This window comes from Candidatus Hydrogenedentota bacterium, from assembly GCA_013359265.1.
Taxonomy (GTDB): domain Bacteria; phylum Hydrogenedentota; class Hydrogenedentia; order Hydrogenedentales; family SLHB01; genus JABWCD01.
Map to the genome: position 1 here is coordinate 44,846 of JABWCD010000018.1, position 20,301 is coordinate 65,146.

Genomic DNA, 20,301 nt, shown 5'->3' on the forward strand with positions numbered 1-20,301 from the left:
GAAAATGTCAACCGGAAAATGCGACAAAGACGTTGCGTCGGAATCCGACGGAGCCTACATGTCCAGCCCGCGCCGCAGCTCGACGATCGCCTTGCCAATCGCCTCGCGCTTGGCGAGCATCACGTTGGGATCGCGCGGAAAGGTGACGAGATCGGGCACGACTTCCTTGAGGTTGTACGCGGCTTGCACTTTTTGCAGGAGCGCGGTGTTATTGGCCGCTTCAGCCCTTTTCATGAGGTCGCGGAAGAGCACGAGGTAATCGTAATCCTCGATGCCGTCGCGGATGGTTTCCCACCGAATCGAATTCACGGGGCCGTTCGGACCGGGATAGACGAGAAAACCGTCGCCGTTCGCCGGCGTCACGTCGAGTTGCGATAGAAATGGGTTCACGCCGCCTTCGCTGTAGTTCACGTTCCAGTAGTGCATGCCCTTGATGCCGAGCGCCCATGTTTGCCAGAACAGCACGCGGTGCTCGATCGCCGCAAAGTCGATGAAGAAGTTCGCGTAGGGCCGCGGCGGTGTATGGTTGACGTACCACCACACCTCGTTGCCCGCGGCAATCCGCTCGAGTACAGCCTTGTTGTTCAGCGTGTCCATCAGCGGCGTGTGGACCGCCCAGATCGACGCAGCCTCGTGAAAGAATGGCTGCATGCCGTGCGTGGTCAGCATCAGCGGAATGTCCGGCGCCTCGGTACGCCACTTCGTCATCGTGTCGAACAGCCGCTGCCACGCGGGACGCTCCGGTTCGTCCGCAATCTGACAGAATGCGCGCGCCGACAAGTTGTTCTTCTTCACGAACTCGTTCGCCAACCGCAACTGTTCCGGCACGTCGAGCAGCGGCGCCGGTACGCCGATCGTCGTCGCGCCGCCTGCAAGCAACTGTTTGAGCTGAGGCTCATACGCGCGCAGGCTGGCCGCGTAGTCCGCGCTTTCCGCCGGCAATTGCGCGAGCGCGCGCAGCGTCACTCGGTGTTGCGCCGCATTGGCGAAATACGCCGCGTTCAGTTCGCTTGCGGTGCCCGAAAAACCAAACCGCTTCGACATCGATTCCGCATTCTCAGGCCAGAAACCGAAATCGGTCTTGAGCGTTGGCGTCACCGGCAGTGCAAAATCCCACACCTCGGCGCGCAACGTGATGACAACGGGGTCCATGCCCGCCGCCGCGGCTTCGATTGTGCCTTCATACGTTCCCGCGGGCGTGTTCGCGGGCGCGTGGATCGTAACCCAAACCGGCGAGCACCGGTCTGCGGGAGCGGTGAACGGCTCATACGGAGGCAACGGATCGGGCCACTCGCCGGTCGGGCCTTCGAAGTGCGTCGGCACGCGCACGGGATAGTACCGGACGCGATGCAGCATGATGTTCTTCGCCTCAATCGTTGCGCCGGTCTTCGCGTCCGTCAGTTCGCTCGCATGGATGGTAAGAGGATCGAGCGCGAATTCTTTTGGACGAATTACGATTTGAAACGATTCGCCCTCGTTTTTCGCGAGCGCGACGCGCGCGATCGATCTCGCTGGCCCGGAGGAATCAGGGTCGTCTTCCGGGAATACCTTTTCCAGCGAACTTTCGAGCCACACTTTTGCTGCGCCGTTCGCCGCGAGGGCGCGGGTCAGCGGTCGCTTGCCCCGCTCGAGCGCATGCGGCGCATCCGTCCACGCCTCGTACGCCACCGCTTTCGGTTCGCCGACAAGGAACTGCGCGTCGACACCGCCGTGCGGCGATCCCGTGTCTGCGCCAAGTTTGACGTCCTTCTCGCCCTGCGAAATCCTGGCGAGAAAGTCGTACGCGCCGTCGCCGATTGGCTCCCAGTCGTAGGTGCATCGGACCACGGAACCGGGCGCGAAGTTCGCGTTCAGCGGCTGCAACTGCCACACACGCCCGTTCGCGGCGGCCACGCTTGCTTTGATTGTGACGCCCTGCATCGCGCGCACCGGCGCGATCAGGACGCTGAGTTTCTTCTCCGCGTAGTCGATCTGCGCGGCCAGTTCGTCCGATGCGAAGTTCACGTGGGTCAAACCGCGCACCGCGCCGATGCGGTACGTCGTTTCCCACGCGCCGGACTTCTTCATAAGCCGTGGCACGAAAGACGTCTGAAATCCGCAATACGTTTCCGCGTCATCGCGCAACGCGAGATACGAATGTGTCTCGTCGCAGTTGAACACGGCATAGACCGTTTCCTTCGTCGCACTGTCCGTTGCGGCGATCCAATTTCGCGCGGCGGGATAATACGCGCTGCGCTCCGCGCTCACGATACCACCCAGCGAAGGCACGTCAATGCGGTCGTTCTCGTCGAACTTTCCGCCGGGCGCGAGCTCGTTACGCACCCACGGCGCGACCCACTGGTCCTCGTCGCCCTTATTCTCGATGCGCAGGCGCACGCGCACGGACGCCTGATCGAGCAGCGGCTCCATCGTCCGCGTGACGTGCAAGCCGCGAATGTTCGGCCCGTCGCATTCGTACGTGTATTGAAGGACTGGCCGGTCCTTGATCGTGTCGAGCACTTCGAGCGATTCGTTCATCCGCCGGTTCGGCACATAAAAATTGCCTATGCCAAAACCTTCCACGAGCAACCCGTCGTGAGCGGATTGGTTCATCTTCGACGTGTTGAGCCGGAACAACTCCACGCCCGCTCCATCGCCGGGTGCAACACGGAGTTCGTAGTGCGCCGCCGGCACCTCGACGTCGTCCGTCACCGGCGCGCCGATCGCGCACACCCCAAGGGCTACAGTAATCACCAGGAATCGCATGAACGAGGGCTCCTTACGCGGGGAAAGACGGTTATTGTACAGATCGTCCGGAATAGGCGCACTTCTACATCCGGCGCGTGCGAAGCCGCCTGCGTCACTTGCGCGGCGGCTTGAGATACTCGTCGAAAAACGCAATGACTGCCGCGCGCCCGGAATCGTCGCGCGCGATTTCCATTCCGTGAACGCCGTCGGCGATTAGGGCGATGCGAAACCGTGCGCCCGCCTTCGCCATCGCCTCCGCCATCGACGTCGATTGACTTGGGTCCACCCGCTTGTCCTCCATGCTGTGCATAAAGAACATCGGCGGCGTGGTCTTGTTCACGTAGAAGATGGGTGACGCACGCCGCGCTTCGTCTTGCTTCTCCGCCAACGAACCGCCGAGGAAACGCACGACCAACGGGTCGTCCTTGTCCTTCAGTTTGGTCGATAGCGGTACCGTAAGGTTTGTCGGCCCGCAGACAACGACCGCCGCCTGAATCGCGCTGGATTGATCGTCGTAGCCGCCCGTCCCCTCCAATTCGTCTTTCAGCGTGGTCACGGCGAGCATAGCGGCGAGGTGCCCTCCCGCGGACGCGCCAATGGCGCCGATTCGGTCCGCGTCGACGCGATACTCCGCCGCATGTGCGCGCAGGAATCGCACCACCAGCTTGCAGTCTTCGATCGCCGCGGGAAATGGCGCGTCGTCCGACAAGCGATACGCGATGGACGCCACAGCATAACCCGCCTCGGACAACGCGCGCATCAGTTGAAACGTCTTGTCGCCGCCCTTGTCGCCGGTGTACCACCCGCCGCCGTGGATGTGAACGATGACGGGAAGGGGCGCGCCGGAATCCGTCGCATGCAGCAGATCGAGCCGCTGTCGTTCCGATTGCGGGCCATACACAATGTCCTGTCTGAATGCAAAGCCCGGTGGCGCGTCGCGTTGCCCAGCGTTGTTTGCATCCGCGTACGATGCAGCGGCGAGCAAGACGAGCACCGCCGAAATGGACACGGCCCTGCGCACTAGAACCTCACTCGCGATTCGAACTCGAAATAGTCCGCGTCATCGTCAGTCGAACCACTGAGCAGTTCGAGTCCATTCGAGAAAATGAAACTACCCTCTGCGACATCGCTGCTTGCAAAGAGGTGGTCCCATGACAGCATGAACGAGAGTTCATCGGAATACCGACAGATGAAGCGTAACCGTGTGAACACTCCAATATCGCGTCCGGCCTCCGTCGCGAAAAATGCAAGCGCGGGGATGGCAGGAATTCGAAAAGGACCAGCATCAATCGAAATCGGATAATCGAACGGATCGTTCACGCCCCACCTTTCCATACTTCTCAGAAACGGAAGAGCATACACGACTGCGTGTACATGCCGCGAACGCCCGGCGCGCGCTTGATAGTGACGCCGTTTGCTTGTCAAAATGCCCCCTTTCTATCGAACGGACAAGTGCTCAAGAGGGTAACCATGGGTGCCGGAACGAATAGCGGTAAGGGCCTGCGCGAGGTCATCATTGGAATTGTGCTGCTGGTCGTGCTCGCGCTGTTGGCGTTTCCGCTGCTTCGAAACACCGTTAACGCCAAACTTGACCGCACGTGCCAGGGAAACCTGAAGGAGTGGGGCGCGATATTCGCCGTGTACCGCGCGGAAAACGGCTACTATTTTCCCCTGCCACACGGGTACGAGACGTTCGGTCCGGCCAGCGCCATGCCCGGTTGCACAAACATTGACGATGCGTTCGACTTCGCGCCGGACGCCCGCATCATCTTCCCGGACTATGCGTCCGATCCCGTTATTCTTGCCTGCCCGGACGCAGGCGGCGTGGTATCCGCAATAACGTTGGGCCCCCTCGTAGTCTCGCCGCCACGGCTGGATGCGAGGACATTCGGAATCGCGGAAGGCTCATGCGGCGCCGCGGGCACAATCACGCGGCCGGGCGCGGGGTACACCTACTTGGGGTTTCACATGGCCTACGCCAACGACGAAGACCCCCAGATTTCCGACGCTCAGGCCCGGCTTGTCGGCCTGCCCGCTACCGGTCCTGCGAATGTCGTTGCGATGCTCGAACAGTTTAAGGTCGATGACGAAACGGACCTTGCGAAGGCGCAGGCGTTGCGCGGCAAAGCATATAACCGCGGCGACTACATGGCGCAACTGGGCTGGCCGTACGTGCAACACGGCGGCGATCTCGGCCGTGCCATGGTCGGTCCCTTCTATGATATCTCCGCGACCGTTTCAGGCACCGCGGCGGCCCTTCTCGGTATAAACCCGGACGAGGAAATGGCCCGAACCGCCGGCGTGCCCGTGATGTGGGACACCATCCGCCAGGACCCGTCGGGCAACCCGGTCTTCAATCATCGCGCACCCGAGGGATGCAACGTCCTGTATATGGACGGGCATGTCGAGTTTGTCGAGTATCCGAGCGTGTTTCCGGTTTCAACGACTTTCGCCACCATGAAGGCAGTGCGGTAGCGTGGCGAACGATCCGGCTGCGTTGAAGCGGTTACGCTACTTCCTCCTCGACCTCGACGGGACCATTTACCTCGGCAAGAACCCGCTCCCCGGCGCGGCGGAGTTCATTAGGTTCCTTGTCGAGTCCGGCCGGCCGCATCTCTTCTTCACCAATAACAGTTCGAGAAGCGCCCGGGAGTACGCCGAAAAGCTGACCACGATGGGAATCCCTTCGACACCGGACGACGTGCTGTCTTCCGGCGAGGCGACCGCCCGCTACCTGCTGAGCGAAACACCGCACCGCCGCTTATTCGTCGTGGGTACACCTTCGTTTGAACTGGAGTTACGACAAGCCGGTTTCGAACTCGCCGATTCAAATCCCGACGCCGTCGTACTTGGGTTCGACAACACGCTGACATACGCAAAGCTCGAACGCGCCTGTCTCCTGCTTCGGCAGGGCCTCCCCTTCTATGCGACCAACCCGGACAAGGTTTGCCCCACCGAGTACGGATACATCCCTGACTGCGGATCGATCGCGGCCTTGTTGCACGAGGCGGCGCAGCGCACCCCCGAATTCATAGGCAAGCCGAATCCCGCGATGGTCCGCATGGGCATGGCGAAGATCGGCGCAACGCCGGGGGCGACCGCGATGGTCGGCGATCGCCTCTACACCGATATGCAGATGGCCTACAACGCAGGCACGACGTCCATCCTGGTCCTGAGCGGCGAAACCGCGAGAAAGGACCTCGACGGCGCCGGCCGCACGCCAGATTTCGTCTTCGAGTCCGTGCAGGAATTGCACGCGGCGCTCGACCCGACCGAGGGCTAGCCCAGCCGCCTTCGTGCTCGTGCTCTTGCTCGTCGATCGGAACGTTCGAGCCCCGAAATTCGGGTACGAGTGAAGATGCGGGAGCACGGGCACGGACCCCCGCCTGGGTAGCGCAAAAAATCGGATAAAGACGCTATTTTCGGTTGTGCTTAACCCCCCAATTTTGCTATACTTGTGCAGTTAGTGGGAGCTCACCGGCATGTCCGACCAAGACGACGACAGCGCGAAGTCTGTTCCTGCCCCGGACGAATCCGCTCAAGATAAGGTAAACCGAATGTCCGCAAAGAGTTACGACGCAGGTTCCATCCAAGTTCTCGAAGGGTTGTCCGCCGTACGCATGCGCCCGGCAATGTACATCGGCGACACCGGCACCCGTGGCCTTCACCACCTCGTTTACGAGGCCGTCGACAACAGCATCGACGAGGCCCTCGCGGGGTACTGCACCAAAGTACATGTTAAGATACATATCGATAACAGCATTTCCGTCATCGACGACGGCCGCGGCATCCCCGTCGACAAGCACCCGAAATTCAAAAACAAGACCGCGCTCGAGGTCGTCATGACCATGCTCCACGCAGGCGGCAAGTTCGACAACGACTCGTACAAGGTGTCCGGCGGTCTGCACGGCGTGGGTATCTCCTGTGTGAACGCCCTATCCGAGTGGCTCGAAGTCGAAGTCAAGCGCGACGGCCAAATCCATTTCATGTCGTTTAAGCGTGGCGCGCCCGCCGGCCCGATCGAAGTGCGCGGGAAAGCCAAGACAACGGGCACGACAGTGACGTTCAAGCCGGACCCTGAAATCTTCGAAGACCTCGTGTATAACGCGGCCACGCTGATAAGCCGGCTGCGCGAACTCGCGTTCCTGAACAAGAACGTGAAAATTGTCTTCGAGGACGAGCGCAACGACGCCGAGCCCACCGTGATGCAGTATAGGGGCGGCATCAGCGAGTTTGTCGAATACCTGAACGAAAACAAGGACCCCCTGAGCCGCAAGCCGGTATATCTCGAGGCAGAGAAAGACCGTGTGCAGGTCGAGGTCGCGCTGCAATACACGACCTCGTACAACGAGACGATTTCGAGCTTCGCCAACAACATCAACACGCACGAGGGCGGCACCCACCTCTCCGGGTTCAAGACGGCGCTGACGAAAGCGATCAACGATTACGCCAAGCGAAACAACCTGCTAAAAAAGGCCGACACGCAAATCTCCGGCGACGACGTGCGCGAAGGCCTCACGGCGATCATCTCCGTGCGAATTCCGAATCCGCAGTTCGAAGGCCAGACGAAGATGAAGCTCGGCAACAGCGAGGTGCAGGGCATCGTCAACTCGCTGGTGTACGAGGGGCTGCAGACCCACTTCGAAGAAAACCCCACGATGGCCAACCGCATCGTGAACAAAGCCATGGAAGCGGCCCGCGTGCGCGAAGCGGCGCGCAAAGCCAAAGACCTCGCGCGGCGCAAGGGCGCCCTCGATTCCTTCGCGCTCCCCGGCAAACTCGCCGACTGCTCGGAAAAAGACCCGGCCCTCTGCGAAATCTATATCGTCGAGGGTGACAGTGCGGGCGGCTCCGCGAAGCAGGGGCGCGACCGCAAGTTCCAGGCGATCCTCCCCATCCGCGGAAAAATCCTGAACGTCGAAAAAGCGCGCGCGGACAAGATGCTGAACAACGAAGAGATCCGCGCAATCATCACCGCACTCGGCACGGGCATCGGCCACGACGATTTCAAGATCGAAAAACTGCGCTACCACAAAGTCATCATCATGACCGACGCGGACGTGGATGGCGCGCACATCCGCACGCTGTTGCTCACGTTCTTCTTCCGGCAAATGCCGGAACTGATCAAGCGCGGCCACCTCTACATCGCGCAGCCGCCCCTTTTCCTCGTGAAGAAGGGCAAGAAGTCGCGCTACCTCAGCACCGAAGACGACATGGAAAAATTTCTGTTCGAGGCCGTGCTCGATTCGACCAACGTCACGTCGCAGAACGGCGGCGACAAGCGCTCGAAGCTGCAATTGAAGACGCTGCTGCGCGGGTTGCAGGCCGCGCAGGAACGCGAACGCATGTTCCACCGGTTGCAGCGCGTCTTTGGCGCGCCGCGCGAATCCGTGATCCAGGCGCTCGCCCTGCCGCGCGAGAAACGGATTGACCCCGGCAAATTGTCCGGCAGCGAGCTGGTGAAGCTGTTTCCCGGGCTCGACATCATCAACTCGCGCTCGGAACAGATGGAACTCGTCGAAGGCAACGGCGCACTGCCCAAAGCAAAGCGCAAAGACAATCAGGTGGACCTGGCGTTCTTCCAGAGCCACGACTTCTCCGTGCTGATGAGCCACGACGAACCCATCGCCGCGCTCGGCAATGCCCCGTTCCGCATCGAGAACAATGAGGGCGAGGCGCAATTCGAAACGGAAGACCCGCTCGAACTGCGCCAGCACCTGCTCGAAATGGGACGCAAAGGCCTCGAAATCCAGCGCTACAAGGGTCTCGGTGAAATGAATCCGGAACAGTTGCACGAAACCACGATGTCGCCTGAAAAGCGAACCGTCCTCCGCGTCGACGCCGAAGACGAAATGGCCGCCGACAAAATGTTCGTCACGCTCATGGGCGATCTCGTCGAACCGCGCAAGGAATTCATCGAAAAACACGCGCTGGATGTGCGGAATTTGGATATCTGACCGTGATGGCGGCGCATGAGCGTGAGTCGATGACGAGTAGTGCCGTGCCGGAGCCGCCGAAAATTGTGCGATACCAATTAACGCTGGACGATTACATGGCCGCAACGCGTATTCACCCGTCACGTAAGCAGATCGTTCAGACCTTGATTTTTATCGGAATCGCTTTTGCGCTGATCGGCGTGCTTTTTGTGCTGCACGACAGTCTCATGATAGCGCTGCTTTTTTTCGTATTGGCGGTTCTGAGTCCAATTTTGACGATGCGCGCAATGATGGATGCCGCAAAGAAGAATTATGCATCCATGAGTTCCGTGCTTTCCCAACCCCTGGAACTGACCTATGGCAAAGGGTTTGTTACGTACCAGACGGAACGCACATACGCGCGCATGATGTGGTTTTACCAGATTATTCGAGCAGAACAAATGAGATTATTGTGCCTGTCAAACAACACATACTGGATCGTTCCCGTGCGCGTGTTCGATAGTCACGAAGCGCTCGCGGAGTTCGACGCGATCTGCGGCCAACTTTCGGAAAGTTAGGGCCATTGGCCGTGCATATCTTCAGCCATGCTGATACGTATCGATGATTTGGATGGTCCGGAGATCGCGGCATTTCTCGAAGAACATTTGAACGAGATGCGCGCGATCTCGCCGCCGGAGAGCGTGCATGCGCTGGACTTGGAAAAATTGCGCAGGCCGGAGATCACGTTCTGGACCGTGTGGGACGACAACGCGCTTATCGGGTCCGGGGCGTTGAAAGAGTTGGATGCAGACCACGGCGAGATAAAGTCGATGCGAACGGCGAAGGCCTATAAACAAAAAGGTATCGCGTCGGCGTTGATGAATGTGATGCTGGATGAAGCACGGAAGCGCCGGTATCGTCGGTTGAGTTTGGAAACGGGATCGATGGCCTTCTTCGAACCCGCGAGAAGATTGTATTCGAAGTTTGGATTCGTGTATTGCGCGCCGTTCGCAGACTACGTAGAGGACCCGAACAGCGTTTTCATGACGATGGAACTGTGAGACCTACAAGGGTATGGGTGAATGCTAGAGAAAAGTAACGAACGAATCGTCCCTATCGCGATTGAGCAAGAACTAAAAACCTCGTTCATGGACTATTCCATGAGCGTGATCGTGAGCCGTGCGTTGCCGGACGTGCGGGACGGGCTGAAGCCGGTGCACCGGCGCGTGTTGTACGCGATGCACGAGATGGGCCTCGTCCACAACCGCGCGTACCGCAAGTCCGCGGCGGTGGTCGGCGAGACAATGGGTAAATACCACCCGCACGGCGACCAGGCGATCTACGACACGCTGGTGCGCATGGCGCAGCCGTGGTCCCTGCGCAACGTGCTCGTGGACGGCCAGGGCAACTTCGGCTCCGTGGACGGCGACAGCCCGGCGGCAATGCGGTACACCGAGTGCCGTATGGCGCCCATCACCGCCCTGCTGCTTCAGGACATCGAGAAGCAGACCGTCGACATGGCGCCGAACTACGACGAAAAGTTCCAAGAACCGACCGTGCTGCCGTCGGCGTTCCCGAACCTGCTCGTCAACGGTTCCTACGGCATCGCCGTCGGCATGGCGACGAGTTGTCCGCCGCACAACATCACCGAGGTGTGCGACGCCGTCATTCACTACATCGACAATCCCGAGTGCAACACGAACGACCTGATGCGCTTCATCGAAGGGCCGGACTTCCCGACCGGCGGTATCATCTACGGCCGCGAAGGTCTCGGCGAGGCGTATCACACCGGCCGCGGCAAAATAAGCGTGCGCGCGAAGGTCCTGTTCGAGCACGACAAAGCGTCCGGCAAAGACCGCATCATCGTCACCGAGATTCCCTACCAGGTGAACAAGTCACGCCTCATCGAATCCATCGCCGCGCTCGTGCGCGAGAAGACGGTCGAGGGCATTACCGATCTGCGCGACGAATCCGACCGCGACGGCATGCGCATCCTCATTGAAGTGCGCAAAGGCGACGAACCGCAGGTGATCCTGAACCAGCTCTACAAGCACACGCAGATGCAGGAGACGTTCAGCATCCTCATGCTGGCGCTCGTGAATAACCAGCCGCGCGTGTTGTCGCTCTACGAGGTCATCCACTACTACGTCAAGCACCGCGCGGAGATTGTGCGCCGGAGGACGGAGTTCGACCTGCGCAAAGCGGAAGAGCGCGCGCACATCGTCGAGGGCCTGCTCAAAGCGATCGACCACATCGACGAAGTCATCCAGATCATTCGCAGTTCGGAAACGCCGGAGTCCGCGCGCGACCGATTGATGGAACGGTTCAAGTTCACGCACATTCAGGCGAACGAAATCCTCGCGATGCGCCTGCGCCGCCTGACCGGTCTCGAACGCGAGGAACTCGAAAAGGAATACGCCGATCTGTTGAAACAGATCGAAATGTTCAAGCACATCCTCTCAAGCGAACGCACGATTCTCGCCGAAGTACGCAAGGAACTCGTCGCGATTAAGGACAAGTACGGCGACGCGCGCCGCACGCAAATCCTCGGCGAGCGCACCGAGTTCAGCGTCGAAGACCTTATCGCCGACGAAGAGATGGTCGTCACCGTCTCGAACATGGGCTACATCAAGCGCGTGCCCGTCGCCGCATACCGCAAGCAACGCCGCGGCGGCAAAGGCGTCACCGGTATGGACACGAAGGACGAGGACTTTGTCCGCGACCTGTTCATCGCGTCCGCGCACCAGTACATGCTGTTCTTCACGAACAAGGGCCGCGTCTACTGGCGCAAGGTGCACGAACTGCCAAAAGCCAGCCGCACCGCGCGCGGCCGCGCGATCGTGAACGTGCTCGACCTCTCCGGCGACGAAGTCGTGACCGCGTGCCTGCCCGTCCGCAATCTCGAAGAAGAAAACAAGTACGTCTTCATGGTCACCGAGAAAGGCACGGTAAAGAAGACCGAACTCAAGGCGTTCAGTAACCCGCGCGCGACCGGCATCATAGCGCTGGGTCTCGAAAAGGACGACAAACTCATCGACGTGCAAATCACCTCCGGCGAGGACAACATCCTCATCGCCACGTATCTCGGCATGTCGATTCGCTTCCCGGAGAAAGACGTGCGCCCGATGGGCCGCGCCGCCGCAGGCGTTATCGGTATCCGCCTCGAGGAAGGCGACCGCGTGATTGGCGTGTCCATCGCGGGCGATGACAAGACCGTCCTGAGCGTCGTTGAAAACGGCTACGGCAAGCGCACGCAGGTCGGTGAGTACCGCCTGCAACACCGCGGCGGGTCCGGCATCATCAACATCAAAACCACCGAACGCAACGGCAACGTCGTCGCGATGATGACCGTTGACGACAGCGACGACATCGTCTGCGTATCGACGGACGGCATTGTCATGCGCTGCTCGGTGAGGGACATCCGCACGATCGGCCGCAATACGCAGGGCGTGAAGGTCATGACGCCCGGCGCGGGCGCGAAGGTCAGTGCCGTCGCGCGGGCCGTGCCCGAAGAGAAGGGCGATCAAGCCGCGGACGCCGCCGCGCCCGAAGGCGTGCCCGCGAGCGACGCGGATGCCACGGAAGAGGAAGAATAAGCACCCTCGACGCGAGGATTCTATGGAGTGCGGTAGCAGAGTCCGCTTCGGACGGCGCTACCGCTTTGGCTCCCGGCAGAGCCGGAGTTCTTCGCGCACACCGTGAACGTAGCTCAATCCGACGCAGCGCCACGCGGGCCAATGCCGTAGCGCAAACTACCGCCCCGGACCCAATGCCCTACAGCGTGACTGTCAACGTTGCGGCGGCAGTCAGTGGCGCGGGCTGGCCGTCGGCTCCGGGGGCCTGAACGGCCTCGCCATTCGCATTGTAGGCGTTCACCGCAACCGCAACCTCCCCCGCCGCGAGCGCCGCGGGAAGCGCCGTGCTGCGTGACCAAACCCCGTCTCCCGCTGTTACGTCGCCTTCGGTGCCGTTGTCGAACAAGTCCACCTTGCTATCGCCAACGGTCGCGGCCACCGTGTCGATGGCGCGGTTCGGGTCGGCGACGATCGCGGTGATGAGGACGTTTTCCCCCGCTTTGGCCGACGCTGGTTCAACCGTCACGGACTTGATCGCCGGCTGCGTGGCATCCGCGGGGGCCGCGGCCTTCTCCTCCTCGGTCATCACGCTGTGGACGTTCAACTTGAGAGGGTCGGCAGTCGCGGTTGCGCCGCCGAGACCAAGCTCCTGCAACTTCTGAAGTATGGGCACCAACTCCTCGACCGGTCCCGAAATCGTGATCGAGACGGTTACTTCTCCGTGCGCGGGCGCACTGGCGACAAGCAAGGCAACGAACAGGCATGCAATCCAACCCCGACGTAACATGGCGCGATCTCCCCGGTAGTCCCGCCGCGCACGATTGCGCGGCCCCTTCACACGTACCACACTCTACCGCGATCCACGCGGCGGTACAATAGCAACCTTCCGGTACAACCGCGTTCGTGGCGCCGAACTACCCGGGATAGCCCGACGCAAACGAGCTTCCCGTGTTCGCTGCTCGCGCCTTCCGCACCTTTTCCAGGTAGCCGCTCGCGCGGAATGCCGCCAGCGGGCTGGGGTCAATACCCATCTCGGCGCGAACCTGCCCAAGCAGCGGCCGCACGTCCGTCTGATAGGCCGCTTGCAGCGTCTCTTCCGCCGCGACGATGTCGCCATTCTCCTGCGCTTCGCGCAGCGCCCTGCGATCGACCAGCGACGCGCGGGCGTACGCCGCCTGGCAGTTCACCACGGACTGAATCATTTCCTCGATTTTCGATTTAAGGTTGTGGCTCTGATCGATCATGTATGCGACATTCATGCGGGCCGCCGGGTCGTCCTCTGCCGCGACAAGTTCGTTATAGATTAGGAAGAGCTCGTAGGGGTTGATGCTGCCGACGCTCACGTCGTCATCCGCGTACTTCTTGTTGTTGAAATGGAACCCGCCCAGCTTGCCTTCGTCGATAAGAAACGCGACGATGTGCTCGATGTTCGTGCCGAGGGCATGGTGACCGAGATCGATGAGCACCTGCGCGCGATCGCCGAGTCGTTTGCAGAAGGCATACGACATGCCCCAATCCGCGATATCCGTGTGGTAAAACGCCGGCTCGAAAAACTTGTACTCGACCAACATCCGCATATTCGGTGGCATGGCGTCGTAACACGCCTGCAGTCCTTCCTGCATCCACCGCTTGCGCCGCCGAAAATCGCCCTGACCCGGATAATTCGTGCCGTCCGCAAACCAAAGGCTCAGAATGTCCGAGTCGGAGGCTTTCGCGATCTCGATGCACTCGATCAAATGTTCGAGCGCCTTCCTCCGCACGCGCGCGTCTTCGTGCGTCAAGCTCCCCAGCTTGTAGTCATCGTCTTGAAACAGGTTCGGATTGATCGCGCCGATGCGCACGCCCAATTGTTTCGCGTAGGCGTTTAACGCGGTGAAATCGTCCACTTTGTCCCACGGAATGTGAATTGCCACCGACGGCGCCACGCCCGTGAATTTGTGGACGATTGCCGCGTCCTCCATCTTCTCGAACGGATTGCGCGGCACGCCTTCCTGCGGAAACACCTTGAATCGCGTGCCTGAATTGCCGTACGCCCACGACGGCGTTTCGATGTGGTGGCGTTTAATGCGCTCCTTTATCGGCCCGAGATCGCCGAATAGTTCTTCGAGCGCTGAAAGCGCGTTGTGGTCCGAATTCTTCACGGCACGACTCCGAAACTAGGTTGGCGTTCGCCAGTACATGAACATTCCGGCGGCGAGAAAGACCGCGTTTGCGGACCACGCCGCGGCGACTGGCGAAATGCGTTCCGCGTAACCCAAGCCCGTCGTGAACGAGAACACCAGCATGTACGTAATGGCAATCACGACGCTCGTCCCAAAGCCGATCGCGAGCCCGCCGCGGCGCAGCCGCACTGCAAACGGAATCGCCAGCCAGATCATCGCGAAACTCAGCACGGGCTGCGAGTACTTCGCGTAGTAGTCTACCTGAAGCCGCGCGGAAGGAATGTTGCGCTCGGACGCAATCACGATATCCTCCTTGAGCTGTTTCGCCGTCTTGGTCTCCGCCGGCTTGTCGAGCGCAAACAGCGCGTCCGGCGTTTCCGTGATTGGCGCGGGCGCGCGGCGAATCGCGCGCGACAGCAACACGTCGCTGATCTCGCACCATAACCCGTCTTCAAGCATCCATTGGCGCTGGTTCTCGTCCCAGTACATCCGGCGCGCCCGGACCTGGCGGATTGTGTCTCCTTCCCGCGCGAACATCAGCACGCCCTCGCCGGTCAGCGCGACGCGGTTGAACTTTTCGAGGTTGCACGTCCAGCCGCCTTCGAGGTTGGACCAGGTCCTGCCCCTGCGATCGCGGGGGTCGCTCAGCGAAAAGTAGTTCCGGTCGATGTGCTCCGCCTCGACGGCCGCGGAGGTGCCCCACGTCTCGTTCAGCACGAACTGTCCGCCCGCAAAGACCATCGATAGCACAATTGGCATCCGCACGAACCGCCGCAGGCTGATCCCACTCGCGGTCACTGCGGTGACTTCGTTGTGTTGCGCGGCGTCCCCCAGCACCAACAGCGCGGAAATCAGCAGGGAGAACGGCGCAACCCGCTGAATCACGGACGGCAGGAAATTGAGATAGTACTGAATGACGACGTCACTGGGAACATTGTACTTACGAATATCTACCAGACGATGTGTAAACAGATCGATGAACACATAGACCAGCGACAGTGCAACCAGCGCCTGGAGGAGCGTGGTTGTCATGCGAAACAGGAGGTATCTGTCAAGCGTTTTCACGTGCCGGGGATTCCCACTCAATCGCCAATTCTACCAGATGGGCAGACCATGCTTCCTGACCTGCTGTGATAATCGGGAATCGCGGTGGTACATTGGAGCGGGAAGGTTCTCTTTGCTGCAACGGAGACCCCAGTCGTGCGCCTTCAGCGGTATGCGTACGCCCACGCATTTCTCGTGCTCTTCGCCGTCCGGCATGCCCTTGCCACGGACGGCAACGAGTTAATTGGCATCGGCGCCATCCAGAAGGGCACCGCCGGCGCGGGCGTAGCTGTTCCGCAGGACGCCACGTGGATACTGCTCAATCCTGCCGGCATCATCGCGCTCGACAAGCGGATTGACGTGTCCGGCGAGTTCCTCGACCTCTACCGCGGGGCCGAACCCCACGGCCTGCCGATTATCGTGAACCCCCGCGCGTTCCAACTCGCGGACCACGGCACGATCTTTGTGCCTTCGATCGCGATGGTCTGGCCGCTCGAACACGGCACCTTGGGCTTTGGAATTCTCGGGACACAGGGCAACAATGCCGACTATGACCGCTCGCGTACGACTTTGCCGTTTTCGCGCGGTAACGATCGCCGCTCCGACCTTCAGGTCGCGCGCATGCCAATATCCTACGCGTACCAGTTCGACAACGGCTGGACCATTGGCGGGTCAATCATGCCGGTCTTCACGGTGTTCCGCACCGATTCGCTTACACTGCAGCTACGGCCGACCGAGGGCGACTACAAGCGCGAGGTGGGCTTCGGCATCGGCGTCCAGCTCGCCCTGTACAAGGAGTGGGAGCGCTTGAGCTTTGGCGCAACGTGGCGCTCGCGCCAGTTTGTCGAACAGTACAAGCTGTACGAAGAACCCATCCGTTGGAACCTCGATCTGCCGGAAGTCATTCAGGTGGGCGCGGCGTGGAAGGTGACGGACAAACTGCAACTTCTCGCCGACTACAAGTTCCAGCATTGGTCCAAGCTCAAGCAGTTTCACAACCCCACGATTAAGGGCGGGTTGGGGTGGAACGATCAGGACATCTACAAGGTCGGCGCAATCTACACGGTGAATGACAACTGGATTCTGCGCGCGGGCTACTCGCGCGGCAACCCCGCCGTGGACGAACAGCATATCTTCGCGAACATCTTGACGCCCGCGATCGCCGAAGACCACTTCACGTTCGGCTTCACCAAGAGACTCACCGAACGCTCCGAGTTCCATTTCGCGTGGACCCACACATTTCCCGAAGATAGGGCCGATGACGGCACCGGCGACATCTTCTCGAAACTCGGCCGCGGCTCGCGCGTGCAATACGAAGAAGACGCGTACACGTTCCAGTACACGTTCAAATTCTGATCCGACTACAACACGTGCCGGAAGACCATATATCCCTCAGCGGCTTCGACGCTGATCTCTCGCCCACGCACCCGCGCGGTGTACTCGACGTTCTGCAAACTCGAATGGTGGATCGCGTCGCGCATTTGCGATTTGTGCATTGACAGCGCCTTCAGCTTGTGCTCCAGGAACGCGCTGATATCGACGTAAAAGTTCGGGTGAAACTTCTCGCGCTCGAGACTCCAGAACAGCGAGGTGTTGTCGTATCCCAGCACGATCCGTTGAAACGGCTTCGCCGACGGCACGCCCGGACGCAGCGCCGTCCACGCGGCGCGAAAAACCGCGTCATGATCCTGATTGTATGATGACACCGGAATCGCGACCATCGTCGGTTTCAACCGATCCAGGGCCAACTTGGCGTCGCGCTCGAACAGCGCAATCAAATCGCGCCGCGGCATCGCGTCGAGACGCAGGTGCGTCTGCTCGTCGCGGAACAGGATTTCCCAATCGTCGACCTTCAGGTAGTCCATCACCGATTTCAATTCGGCTTCGCGCGTGCCGCCGCTGACTTCTCCCGGTTTGCCGTCGTAATGCTTCAAATCCCCGACGGAACACACGATGCAGTAGACCTCGCCGCCAAGGTGCTTGATGCGCGCCATTGTGCCCGCGCAGCCAAAACACTCGTCGTCGGCGTGCGGCGCAATGACCAACAAGCGTTGCTTGGAAAGGAAGACGTCTTCAGGCGTCAAGTCGTTTCTCCCGGATCAACGTTTCGTACAGCGATTCGATCTGCTCCACCATCCGCGCAATGCTGAACTGCTGCGCATGCTCGCGCGCGGCGCCGCCAAGGCGTTCGCGTTGCGCAGGGTCGGCGGCCAGCGACAGTACGGCGGACGCGATTCCCGTTTCATCGCGGGGGCGCACCAGCAGGCCGGTCTTTGTTTCGATCAGGACTTCCGGAATTCCGCCAACGTTGGTTGCCACCACCGGCGTGCCGGCCGCGCCTGCCTCGAGAATGACACGCCCCATCCCCTCGTTAAGCGACGGCACCACGCACACGTCCATCGCTGCCATCAGTTCGGAAACGTCGTCGCGAATTCCCAGGAACTGGATGCGCAACCCCAGCGACTTCGCCTCCGATTCCAGCGACTTCCGCTCCGCGCCGTCGCCCGCGAGAACGAATCGCGCGTTCGGCAATGATTCCGCGACGATGTGCGCTGCCTGCACAAAATACGAGAAACCCTTCACGGGTTCAAGGCGTCCCACGCCGCCTACCACGAAATCGTCGCGACCAATGCCCAGCTTCGTGCGCGTGGCATCGCGATGTTCGATTGCCGCCGTGAACGGCGCAAGATCGATCCCGCTGAAAATCGATGTCCACTGCTCCGCGGTCCCCACGCCCTCGGCAAGATGCTGTTCGACGCCGCGCCGCGTCAACTCGATCAGCCTGTCCGATTTTCGCGCAACGTTTCGTTCGAGCATCGTATAGAGCGCCGTCAGCGCGGCGTTGAAGTAGCCGAAGAACACGTGCCCGTGCGGCGTGTGCACGATGATTGGCACGCGCGCTTTGGCGGCGGCGATTCGCCCGAGGTATCCCGCCTTGGATGTGTGTGTGTGGACAATGTCGTACTTGCGCTGGGCGAAGATGCGCGTGAGTTCTCCATACGCGCGCAGGTCGCGCAGCGGCGACGGATTCCGCACAAGACTCGCCACGCGGACGATTTCGATCCCCGCCGCGCGCACCGCGTCTTCCATGCTGGGTTCGCCCGGCGCAGTATAACCGCTAATCAGATCGACCTCGAACCGCTCGCGGTTCGCTAGGCGCACCGTATGAAAAGTATTCTCCTGCGCGCCGCCTTTGCACATTCGCGTGATCACGTGCGCGACGCGGATGCGCCTCATTTCCGCACCCCGAGCACCGCCAGCATCTGGTTCGCGAACACGCGCCAGTTGAGTTCGTTGTCCACGCGCAAACGCCCAATCTCGCCGAGCCGCCGCGCAAGTTCCGCGTCGAGAAGAATGCGCACGATCGCGTCGGCGAGCCCTTCGGCGTCGTCCGGTTCGACAAGCAATCCGCTTTCTTCGTTTATCACCGCCTCCGTCGCGCCACCCGACCTACCGGCGACGACCGGCTTGCCGTGCGCGTGCGCTTCCGCGAACACGAGGCCAAACCCCTCGACGTGCCCGCCCCGGTCTTCGCCCGTGGGCAATGCAAAGACTTCGCACAACGCGTACAACGCCTGCACGTAGTCGCGGCGCATCGAGCCCGCGAAGGTGATGTTATCGCGCACGCCCATGCGAAAGGCCGCGCGCGAGCACGCCGCCATTGCGGGCCCCTGCCCGACGATTACAAGGTGTGCGTTGGGCACGCGATTGATTACGCGAGCCATCGCGCGCACGAGCGTCAGGTGCCCTTTGCGCGGCACCATGCGGCCGACCGACAGAATCAGGCGCTTACCATCGAGCGGATACTTCGCGCGAACAGCTTCCAGCGCGGAACCCTCGACATCGGGACTCGGCGCCGCGCCGGGCAAAATTGCGGCGATCTGCTTCTCGCGAACGCCGAACGCGGCCAATTGGTCGCGCGTGTAACGGCTGATGGCGATGACGCCGCGCGACTGCGCGTAGATGTAGCGCAGAAGCGCCGCCGCCGGCCAGAACCGTTTGAACTTCAAAAACTCGTACCCGTACGCAAACGCCGCGTACGGCACGCCGAACAGGCTCCGCGCAAACAGCCCGACGATTCCGCCGTAGGCCACATTGATCGCCAGCACCAGGTCGTGGTGCGGAATCAGCGCACGCGCGGCGGCCAGCATCGGAAACAAGCGGAACCAACCCGAACCGTATCCCCCGAAACGCACTACGCGCGCGGGTTCGCTCGCATCGAACGTCTCCATGCCGGGAAAGCGCGGCGCCAATACCGTAACCTCGAAACCCTGCCGCGCCAATTCGCGCGAGAGTTCCAATGCGAGCGTGCTGATTCCGCCGTCAATGGGCGGGTAGTCCACCGTAGCAACAAGTATGCGGATTCGTTTGCCGGTCATGCGCCGACATTGTAAACAAATGCATGCCGCGGCGGCACAAGCCGCGTTCTTCGGAAGTGCCGCGCGGGCTATGACATGCCGCCTCGATGTGCTACGCTGGCCCCGTCCCGGGAGGAACAGGTCATGCTCGACGCAACCGGCACACACGCACCTTCGTTCGCTAGACCGCTCGCCGCGCCCGCCGTTACCGTGGCAACTCTGGGTCGTTACCATGGTTCTCGGAATCGAAGGCATGGGGAACTTCGTATCCATGTTCACCGCGCCGGTAGCAGCGACATGGCTGGCGTGGAAAGTCCTGTTCATCGTGGGCTTCTTTCGGCGTTGGCGCCCGGTGCATGCGTTGAACCTCGTCTTTGGCGCAATCCACGTCCTCGGATTTGCGGCCTCCGCGCCGGGCGTGGCGATGATCAACCTTGTCCTCGTCATCCTTGTCGCGTCGACCAAGAACTACTTCTTCACCGCACGCTGACCCGGTTGGGGTATACTCAAGCAAACAGGT

The 20,301-nt window shown here is 60.9% G+C and carries 17 protein-coding genes; 8 read left to right on the forward strand and 9 right to left on the reverse strand.

Annotated elements, in window-relative coordinates; translation table 11 throughout:
- Positions 1-54 precede the first annotated feature (54 nt).
- The 3 genes from HUU46_16080 to HUU46_16090 form a co-directional block, all read right to left on the reverse strand.
- Entirely contained in the window at positions 55-2,745 is a 2,691-nt protein-coding gene (locus tag HUU46_16080) for a DUF4091 domain-containing protein (GenBank protein NUM55163.1), read from the reverse strand.
- Between the two features lie 94 nt (positions 2,746-2,839).
- Positions 2,840-3,748 (reverse strand): alpha/beta hydrolase, encoded by a 909-nt coding sequence (locus tag HUU46_16085; protein ID NUM55164.1) that lies wholly within the window; start codon positions 3,746-3,748, stop codon positions 2,840-2,842.
- Positions 3,748-4,047, reverse strand: a complete 300-nt coding sequence (locus HUU46_16090) for a hypothetical protein (protein NUM55165.1) — start codon at positions 4,045-4,047, stop codon at positions 3,748-3,750. The genes HUU46_16085 and HUU46_16090 overlap by 1 nt, the downstream gene beginning before the upstream one ends.
- 150 nt (positions 4,048-4,197) lie before the next feature.
- Here HUU46_16090 and HUU46_16095 point away from each other — a divergent pair, with 150 nt between their 5' ends.
- From HUU46_16095 to gyrA, 6 genes are all read left to right on the forward strand, one after another.
- Positions 4,198-5,202 carry a hypothetical protein gene (locus tag HUU46_16095; GenBank protein ID NUM55166.1) on the forward strand — a complete coding sequence of 335 codons (1,005 nt, stop codon included), beginning with the start codon at positions 4,198-4,200 and terminating at the stop codon, positions 5,200-5,202.
- Positions 5,203-5,224: 22 nt separating this feature from the next.
- Positions 5,225-6,010 (forward strand): HAD-IIA family hydrolase, encoded by a 786-nt coding sequence (locus HUU46_16100; protein ID NUM55167.1) that lies wholly within the window; start codon positions 5,225-5,227, stop codon positions 6,008-6,010.
- Between the two features lie 199 nt (positions 6,011-6,209).
- Positions 6,210-8,684, forward strand: coding sequence for a DNA topoisomerase (ATP-hydrolyzing) subunit B (gyrB, locus tag HUU46_16105; GenBank protein ID NUM55168.1), 2,475 nt, complete (start codon positions 6,210-6,212; stop codon positions 8,682-8,684).
- A gap of 29 nt (positions 8,685-8,713) precedes the next feature.
- Positions 8,714-9,220, forward strand: a complete 507-nt coding sequence (locus HUU46_16110) for a hypothetical protein (GenBank protein ID NUM55169.1) — start codon at positions 8,714-8,716, stop codon at positions 9,218-9,220.
- Positions 9,221-9,247: 27 nt separating this feature from the next.
- Complete coding sequence (locus HUU46_16115) at positions 9,248-9,703, forward strand: GNAT family N-acetyltransferase (GenBank protein NUM55170.1); 456 nt, start codon at positions 9,248-9,250, stop codon at positions 9,701-9,703.
- A 21-nt stretch (positions 9,704-9,724) separates the two neighbouring features.
- A complete protein-coding gene (gyrA, locus tag HUU46_16120; GenBank protein NUM55171.1) occupies positions 9,725-12,238 on the forward strand; it encodes a DNA gyrase subunit A in 2,514 nt (837 codons plus the stop codon).
- A gap of 178 nt (positions 12,239-12,416) precedes the next feature.
- On the opposite strand, the gene HUU46_16125 is transcribed toward gyrA, so the two are convergent.
- From HUU46_16125 to HUU46_16135, 3 genes are all read right to left on the reverse strand, one after another.
- Positions 12,417-13,004, reverse strand: a complete 588-nt coding sequence (locus tag HUU46_16125; GenBank protein NUM55172.1) for a hypothetical protein — start codon at positions 13,002-13,004, stop codon at positions 12,417-12,419.
- A 127-nt stretch (positions 13,005-13,131) separates the two neighbouring features.
- Positions 13,132-14,358, reverse strand: coding sequence for an L-rhamnose isomerase (rhaI, locus tag HUU46_16130; protein NUM55173.1), 1,227 nt, complete (start codon positions 14,356-14,358; stop codon positions 13,132-13,134).
- Between the two features lie 15 nt (positions 14,359-14,373).
- Positions 14,374-15,444 (reverse strand): YjgP/YjgQ family permease, encoded by a 1,071-nt coding sequence (locus HUU46_16135; protein NUM55174.1) that lies wholly within the window; start codon positions 15,442-15,444, stop codon positions 14,374-14,376.
- Positions 15,445-15,579: 135 nt separating this feature from the next.
- On the opposite strand from HUU46_16135, the gene HUU46_16140 reads away from it, so the two are divergent.
- Positions 15,580-16,779, forward strand: a complete 1,200-nt coding sequence (locus HUU46_16140) for a TonB-dependent receptor (protein NUM55175.1) — start codon at positions 15,580-15,582, stop codon at positions 16,777-16,779.
- 5 nt (positions 16,780-16,784) lie between these two features.
- On the opposite strand, the gene HUU46_16145 is transcribed toward HUU46_16140, so the two are convergent.
- From HUU46_16145 to HUU46_16155, 3 genes are read right to left on the reverse strand one after another with little or no spacing between them, the layout of a single operon-like run.
- A complete protein-coding gene (locus HUU46_16145) occupies positions 16,785-17,507 on the reverse strand; it encodes a PIG-L family deacetylase (protein ID NUM55176.1) in 723 nt (240 codons plus the stop codon).
- Positions 17,497-18,660 (reverse strand): glycosyltransferase family 4 protein, encoded by a 1,164-nt coding sequence (locus HUU46_16150; protein ID NUM55177.1) that lies wholly within the window; start codon positions 18,658-18,660, stop codon positions 17,497-17,499. Before HUU46_16150 ends, HUU46_16145 begins: the two co-directional genes overlap by 11 nt.
- A complete protein-coding gene (locus tag HUU46_16155; GenBank protein NUM55178.1) occupies positions 18,657-19,802 on the reverse strand; it encodes a glycosyltransferase family 4 protein in 1,146 nt (381 codons plus the stop codon). The genes HUU46_16150 and HUU46_16155 overlap by 4 nt, the downstream gene beginning before the upstream one ends.
- A 211-nt stretch (positions 19,803-20,013) precedes the next feature.
- Between HUU46_16155 and HUU46_16160 the strand changes: the two genes are divergently transcribed.
- Entirely contained in the window at positions 20,014-20,271 is a 258-nt protein-coding gene (locus tag HUU46_16160) for a hypothetical protein (GenBank protein NUM55179.1), read from the forward strand.
- Positions 20,272-20,301: the final 30 nt, after the last annotated feature.

What these genes read in the sequence shown, in the direction of transcription:
- HUU46_16155 (NUM55178.1), bottom strand. Translation starts at nt 19,802, where the DNA reads ATGACCGGCAAACGAATCCGCATACTTGTTGCTACGGTGGACTACCCG.
- HUU46_16150 (NUM55177.1), bottom strand. Translation starts at nt 18,660, where the DNA reads ATGAGGCGCATCCGCGTCGCGCACGTGATCACGCGAATGTGCAAAGGC.
- gyrB (NUM55168.1), top strand. Translation starts at nt 6,210, where the DNA reads ATGTCCGACCAAGACGACGACAGCGCGAAGTCTGTTCCTGCCCCGGAC.
- HUU46_16110 (NUM55169.1), top strand. Translation starts at nt 8,714, where the DNA reads ATGACGAGTAGTGCCGTGCCGGAGCCGCCGAAAATTGTGCGATACCAA.
- HUU46_16115 (NUM55170.1), top strand. Translation starts at nt 9,248, where the DNA reads ATGCTGATACGTATCGATGATTTGGATGGTCCGGAGATCGCGGCATTT.
- HUU46_16080 (NUM55163.1), bottom strand. Translation starts at nt 2,745, where the DNA reads ATGCGATTCCTGGTGATTACTGTAGCCCTTGGGGTGTGCGCGATCGGC.
- HUU46_16095 (NUM55166.1), top strand. Translation starts at nt 4,198, where the DNA reads ATGGGTGCCGGAACGAATAGCGGTAAGGGCCTGCGCGAGGTCATCATT.
- HUU46_16160 (NUM55179.1), top strand. Translation starts at nt 20,014, where the DNA reads ATGGTTCTCGGAATCGAAGGCATGGGGAACTTCGTATCCATGTTCACC.
- HUU46_16125 (NUM55172.1), bottom strand. Translation starts at nt 13,004, where the DNA reads ATGTTACGTCGGGGTTGGATTGCATGCCTGTTCGTTGCCTTGCTTGTC.
- gyrA (NUM55171.1), top strand. Translation starts at nt 9,725, where the DNA reads ATGCTAGAGAAAAGTAACGAACGAATCGTCCCTATCGCGATTGAGCAA.